Genomic DNA, 6,044 nt, shown 5'->3' with positions numbered 1-6,044 from the left:
GATCCTTACGGGTTAGGAGGATCGGTTTGGATAAAAAGAAGGGTGGAAAAAAGAAGCTTATCTTTTTTATGTGGGTCGCGGTGTTTTTGTGGGCCGCGGGTGCGGCCGCGGCCAAGATGTTTCTCTTAAAAAAAGCACCGTCTGCGGAACAAGGTCGCGCGGCAAAAGAGACCAAAGAAACGAAGCTGGAAACACTACAACTCGATAGCATCGTGGTCAATCTGGCCGACCAGGATGCCAGCCATTACCTCCGGATCACGCTGGTTTTGGCCTTTTCCGGTGGGGAAGAGGTCAAGAAGAAGCTGGAAGAAAAGAAACTTGCCTTCCGCGACCGGATTATTCAGTTGCTCCGTAAGAAGCACTATGCTGAAGTAATTGCCCCGGATTATACCGAAAAACTAAAAAAGGAAATTATCAGCACCCTCAGACAGAGCGAGGGAGGGCAGTTGGGAATTAGCGACCTTTATATCACCGAGTATTTAGTGCAGTAGGTGAAGAAGTGATGATGACGGAAGAAGAAATCCGGCGGTTTCTTAAGAACTTGGACCGCGAGGCAACCACGCCGGTAACGAAAGTTCAGTTCCCGCCTCTTGAGGGTAAGCCTGCACGCGGGCTGACGGTAAAAACGGGTATCCGCTTCTTAGAAGAGGTGAAAGTGGATCTGGTTGTAGAACTCGGCGAGGCTACGATAAAGGTCCGGGAACTGCTGGATCTGAAAGAGGGCTCAGTGATCGAGCTGGACCGGGCGGCGGGAGATGCTGCCGACCTGGTGGTAAATAACCAGAAATTTGGGCTGGGCGAGGTTATTGTGCTCAACGATATGTTTGCTGTTCGGGTGAGCGCTATCCATTCACCGCGCGGGGGGCAAGCCGACGGTACGGCTGGTGAGGGTGGCACCGATGGGTAGTGAGCTTTTTTGGGCGGTGGTCCGACTTTTAATTTGCTTGCCTATAATCCTGGTGCTGATCTATCTTGTGTTGCGCTATGGGCTTTCCCACCGTCTTTTGCCGGTACGCTCGGGCCGGCACATCAGGATTATGGAGCAGGTTCCCCTCGGACCAAAGACAATCATTAGCCTGGTAAAAGTAGGCGAAAGGTGTTACCTCCTGGGGCACGGGGAGGGGACCGTGACCGTTCTGCGGGAGGTTGAGGGAACCTTTCCGGAGGAGCCGGAGCCGGGAAACCCGGGATTCGACCAGGTTATCGCCATGAAGATTCGTCAGGCAATGCGGCGCGGTTAAAACTGGGGGAGGGGCTTCCCAAAATGCGGGGTGGGTGGTGCATAGCGCTTCTTATTCTGGGCCTGGTAGCCTTTGGTTCTCCCGCCATGGCCCAACCGGTGGGAGTACCCGCGGTAAATCTTTCTGTGGGTCAAGCTACCACGCCGCAACAGGTTGTGGACAGCGTTAAGCTCCTCCTCCTTTTAACGGTTCTGGCTCTGGTGCCGGCTTTTTTGGTCATGATGACCTCCTTTACCCGGATCGTCATCGTACTTTCTTTCTTGCGGAACGCACTGGGGACGCACCAGACGCCGCCGAACCAGGTACTGATTGGGCTGGCGCTTTTTCTTACGGCGTTTATCATGGCACCCGTTTACAACCAAATCAACCGGGAAGCGATTCAGCCTTTTTTGAATAACCAGATCAATCAGGAGGAAGCGCAGAAGCGGGGGGCCGGGCCGTTGCGAGAATTTATGCTCAAGCAAACCCGGGAGAAAGACCTAGCTCTTTTTATTAGGCTTTCGGGGACGCCTCAGCCGCGTAACCGGAGAGAATTACCCCTGACGGTGGTGGTTCCGGCTTTCATCACCAGTGAATTAAAAACGGCCTTTACAATGGGCTTCTTGCTCTACCTGCCCTTTTTGGTTATCGATATGGCGGTAGCCAGTATCCTGATGTCGATGGGTATGTTCATGCTACCGCCGGTAATGATTTCGCTGCCCTTTAAGCTCCTGCTTTTTGTATTGGTAGACGGTTGGTATTTGGTGGTAAAGTCGCTGGTAGAAAGTTTCCGTTAAAGGAGCGTGGGTTATGTCCCAAACTCTTGCCGTCAATCTGGTTAGTCAGGCGCTCTTACTGGTGCTCGTGATCGCGGGGCCTGTTCTCCTCGTAAGTATGCTGGTAGGCTTTGTGATCAGCATTCTCCAGGCCACCACGCAGATCCAGGACCAGATGATATCCTTTGTGCCGAAAATTTTAGCCGTTTTCCTGACTCTAATTGTCTTTTTCCCGTTGTTTATCCGGCTGATGATCGATTTTACCAACAGGGTTTTTGGTCAGTTTCCAGCCGTAATGCAGTGAAAAAAGAGGGGTAGGGGTTTTTGCTGGATTTTACTTTTCTGGCGGCGTTTCTGCTAGTGTTTGCCCGAATTAGCGGTTTTATGGCCGTTTTCCCCATCTTTATCCCAGGGGTGCCGGCGCTGCTGCGGCTTGGTCTGGCTTTAATCCTGGCGCTTATCGTGACTCCGGTGGTGGCAAAGGGCTTTACCGTAACGACGGCGGGAGGCTACCTTTTCGCCCTGGCTAACGAGATCCTTTTCGGCTTGGCCACTGGTCTTACCGCAGCGCTGGTCTTTTACGCGCTACGGATGGCTGGACAGTTAATGGGCATTCAGATCGGTTTTGCCGTGGCGGAGCTCTTAGATCCGGCAGGGATTCAGAATAACGTGGTAGCGGAGTTTGTGTTCCTCTTAGGGGTGATCTTCTTTTTTAGCGTTGACGGTCATCATACGGTTATCGCCGCTTTGGTGCGGAGTTTTGAAATGCTTCCGTTAACTGCAGGGGCCATCAAAACTAGCGTAGTCCATTATGTTGCCCGCTTGATCGGCGGGATGTTCAGCACGGCACTTCAGCTTGCGGCACCGGTACTGGCTGTCATGGTGGTTGTGGACCTCGCTTTAGGACTTATGGTCCGGATGGTGCCGCAGATCAACGTCTTTATGCTCGGTTTTCCGCTAAAAATTGCCGCGGGCCTACTGGTCTTGGCCGGACTTTTGCCGGTTTTAGGCGTGGTTTTACGGCAACTCTTTGACCGGATGGTGGCAGACGTGTTGGTACTGGTACGGGGGCTTGCGTAAATGAGATTTTTCGGCCACGGGCAGGAAAAGACTGAACCCGCAACGCCAAGACGCCTCCAGGAAGCGCGGCGCAGGGGGCAGGTGGCGCGCTCCCCGGAACTCGCAGGGGCGGTGGTAGTTTTGGCGCTGGTTTGCCTCTGCTACCTGATGCGGGACTGGTTTTTCTATACGGTAGCCCGTTTCTGGGTGGGGTACCTTGCGAACTTCGGCCGCTGGGAGGTTAGCCCGGCTAACGCAACGGCGCTTCTCTGGTCGGTCGGGGGGTTTTGCCTGCAACTTCTGGCTCCGGTCTTCCTGGTCGCGCTGGTGCTAGCGGTGGTGGTCAACCTTGCGCAAGTAGGCTTCGTTTTTTCCCCGCAGGCTCTTGTACCGCGGCTTGAGCGGCTGAATATTGCGGCAGGCCTTGCGCGCCTCTTTTCCACGCGGGCGGCGTTCGAGTTCTTAAAAGCGCTGCTCAAAATCGGTGCAATCGGCGGGTTGGTAGTGTGGCTGGTCCGGCGGGATTTTGAAACGCTGTTCCTTCTGTTGTGTGCTTCGCCAGCGAGAGGTTTTAAAGTCGTTATCGATCTTACCTTTCGCCTGGCTCTGGTAGCTGGTGCGGCATACGTGGCGCTGGCGCTGCTTGATTACCTCTACCAGCGGCGGAGTTACCAGAAAGAAATGATGATGACCAAGGCGGAGGTCAAAGAGGAATACCGTCAGACGGAAGGTGATCCGTTGATTAAGGGCTGGGTGCGGCGTAAGCTCCGTCAGGTACTTCTTAACCGGATCAGACAGGAGGTCCCGAAGGCGACGGTAGTAGTAACCAACCCGACGCAGATCGCGGTGGCCTTAAAATACGAAACCGGGATGAATGCGCCGCGGGTAGTGGCGAAAGGGGCCGGTCATCTCGCGGCGCGAATCAGAAAGTTGGCGCTAGAGAACGGCGTGCCGGTAGTGGAGAACCCGCCGGTGGCCCGCTTTCTGTACTATAAAGTTGAAGTAGGTGAAGAGATTCCGGTGGCCCTTTATCAGGCCGTGGCCGAGATTATCGCGCTTGTTTACCGGTTAAAGAAGCGGCAGGCGGTTTAATGGAGGTCAGGAGTTGTGCCGGACGGTACAGCAGGAGCGGGAACCCTCAAGCGGTACGGTGACCTGATTATCGCCGGTCTGGTCATCGGGATTGTGCTGCTTATTGTTATCCCGGTGCCGCCAGCAATGCTTGACATTCTGCTGGTGATAAGCCTTGGCGTATCCCTGCTGGTGCTCCTCATCACCCTTTTTACCATGGATGTCCTGGAGTTTTCGTCTTTCCCAACGCTGCTGCTGATCCTTACGCTTTATCGTCTGGCGCTTAATATCTCTTCCACCCGACTTATTCTCGGACAGGCGGCGGCCGGAAAAGTAATCGCCGCCTTCGGAAGTTTTGTAGTGGGCGGCAGTTACATTGTTGGTTTCATTGTCTTCCTTATTATTACGGTGATCCAGTTTGTGGTGATTACGAACGGTGCTAACCGCGTAGCTGAAGTGGCCGCTCGCTTTACGCTCGATGCCATGCCGGGCAAACAGATGGCGATTGACGGCGATTTTAACGCGGGTCTCATCACTGAGGCGGAGGCTAAAGAGCGGCGCCGGCGACTCCAGCGGGAGGCAGATTTCTTCGGCGCCATGGACGGTGCTACTAAGTTCATCCGCGGCGACGCGATTGCTGGCCTAGTGATTACAGGGATTAATATTATCGGCGGTTTGGTTATTGGCCTGGTAATCATGCGGATGGAGTTACTTGATGCGCTACGGACCTACACAATGCTGACCATTGGCGACGGCCTCGTTACCCAGATTCCGGCACTCCTTGTTTCGACGGCGACTGGCGTGCTGGTGACGCGTTCGAGTGCCGCAGCGAGCTTCGGGCGGGAGATTTCGCAGCAGATGAGTTCTTACCCCCGGGTGCTTTTTGTGGCGGGAGCCATTTTTGGGGTGCTGGGTCTAGTGCCAGCGATGCCGAACCTCCTTTTTCTGAGTATGGCGGGGGCTACAGGGTTCTTAGGATACAGTCTGGTGCAAGAAGAGAAGCGGCGTAAGGTGACAGAGCAGGAAACGCAGAGCCGCCGGGTGAAAGAGACCCGGCGCGAACCCGAAAACGTGCTTACCTATTTTCAGGTCGACCCGCTCGAGATCGAGATCGGTTACAACTTGGTACCCCTTACCCAGGAGGAACAGGGCGGTGATCTCCTGTCACGGGTCGCTGCTGTCCGCCGCCAGTGTGCGGCCGAACTCGGGATTTATGTCCGCCCGATTCGGATTCGTGATAACCTGCAGCTCAAACCTAACGCCTACCTTTTTCGGTTGCGGGGTGTAGAAGCGGCGCGCGGGGAACTAATGCCCGGCTACTACCTGGCGATGAATCCGGCCGGCAGCGAAGCGAAGATCAAGGGCATACCGACTCGCGAGCCAGCCTTCGGGCTTGATGCCTGGTGGATAACAGCGGCTGAGAAGGAAGCCGCGGAAAAGGCCGGTTATACTGTGGTGGACGCCACGGCGGTGCTGGCTACCCATCTCTCGGAGTTTATTAGGCGTAACGCGGCGGAGTTGCTCGGCCGCCAGGAAACCAAGGAGTTGCTCGATACCGTGAAGGAGAAAAATGCCGCCCTGGTCGACGAGCTGGTGCCCGGTCTGTTGAGCCTGGGCGAGGTCCAGAAGGTGCTGCAGAATCTGCTGCGGGAGCGGGTGTCCATCCGGGATCTCGTGGGCATTCTCGAGGCGGTAGCGGATGCTGCGGTTTTAAGCCGGGACGTTAACTTTTTGACGGAGCGGGCCCGCGCTGCGCTGGCGCGGACGATCACCCAGCAGTACGCAACAGATGGGCGCCTCTCGGTAATTACAGTTCACCCCCGCCTGGAGCAGCTCTTGCTGGAAGCTGCGGAGAAGGCGGAGGGCGGTTACCCGGTACTCGAGCCGCGTAAGGTCCAGCGGATTGTAGAGAGGGTAA

Annotated in this window: 8 protein-coding genes; all 8 read left to right on the top strand. The window is 55.5% G+C overall.

Features of this window, described 5'->3' with window-relative positions:
• A partial coding sequence (locus ACUVTA_RS04715) for a flagellar basal body-associated FliL family protein (RefSeq protein ID WP_445951819.1) occupies positions 1-491 on the top strand: 491 nt, incomplete at its 5' end.
• An 11-nt stretch (positions 492-502) separates the two neighbouring features.
• Complete coding sequence (locus ACUVTA_RS04710; RefSeq protein WP_445951818.1) at positions 503-907, top strand: FliM/FliN family flagellar motor switch protein; 405 nt, start codon at positions 503-505, stop codon at positions 905-907.
• The gene (fliO, locus tag ACUVTA_RS04705) at positions 900-1,241 is read left to right on the top strand and encodes a flagellar biosynthetic protein FliO (RefSeq protein ID WP_445951817.1); all 342 of its coding nucleotides are present in this window, start codon (positions 900-902) and stop codon (positions 1,239-1,241) included. Before ACUVTA_RS04710 ends, fliO begins: the two co-directional genes overlap by 8 nt.
• A gap of 86 nt (positions 1,242-1,327) precedes the next feature.
• Entirely contained in the window at positions 1,328-2,017 is a 690-nt protein-coding gene (gene fliP, locus ACUVTA_RS04700) for a flagellar type III secretion system pore protein FliP (protein ID WP_445951820.1), read from the top strand.
• 13 nt (positions 2,018-2,030) lie between these two features.
• On the top strand, positions 2,031-2,300 hold the full coding sequence (locus tag ACUVTA_RS04695) for a flagellar biosynthetic protein FliQ (RefSeq protein WP_445951816.1): 270 nt from the start codon (positions 2,031-2,033) through the stop codon (positions 2,298-2,300).
• 20 nt (positions 2,301-2,320) lie between these two features.
• Entirely contained in the window at positions 2,321-3,076 is a 756-nt protein-coding gene (fliR, locus tag ACUVTA_RS04690) for a flagellar biosynthetic protein FliR (protein WP_445951815.1), read from the top strand.
• Complete coding sequence (flhB, locus tag ACUVTA_RS04685; protein ID WP_445951814.1) at positions 3,077-4,147, top strand: flagellar biosynthesis protein FlhB; 1,071 nt, start codon at positions 3,077-3,079, stop codon at positions 4,145-4,147.
• 15 nt (positions 4,148-4,162) lie between these two features.
• Positions 4,163-6,044: flagellar biosynthesis protein FlhA (flhA, locus tag ACUVTA_RS04680; RefSeq protein WP_445951813.1), on the top strand; the 1,882-nt coding region annotated here is incomplete at its 3' end.

It is taken from the genome of Thermodesulfitimonas sp. (assembly GCF_052743955.1).
This window is presented reverse-complemented; position numbering and strand designations above follow the sequence as displayed.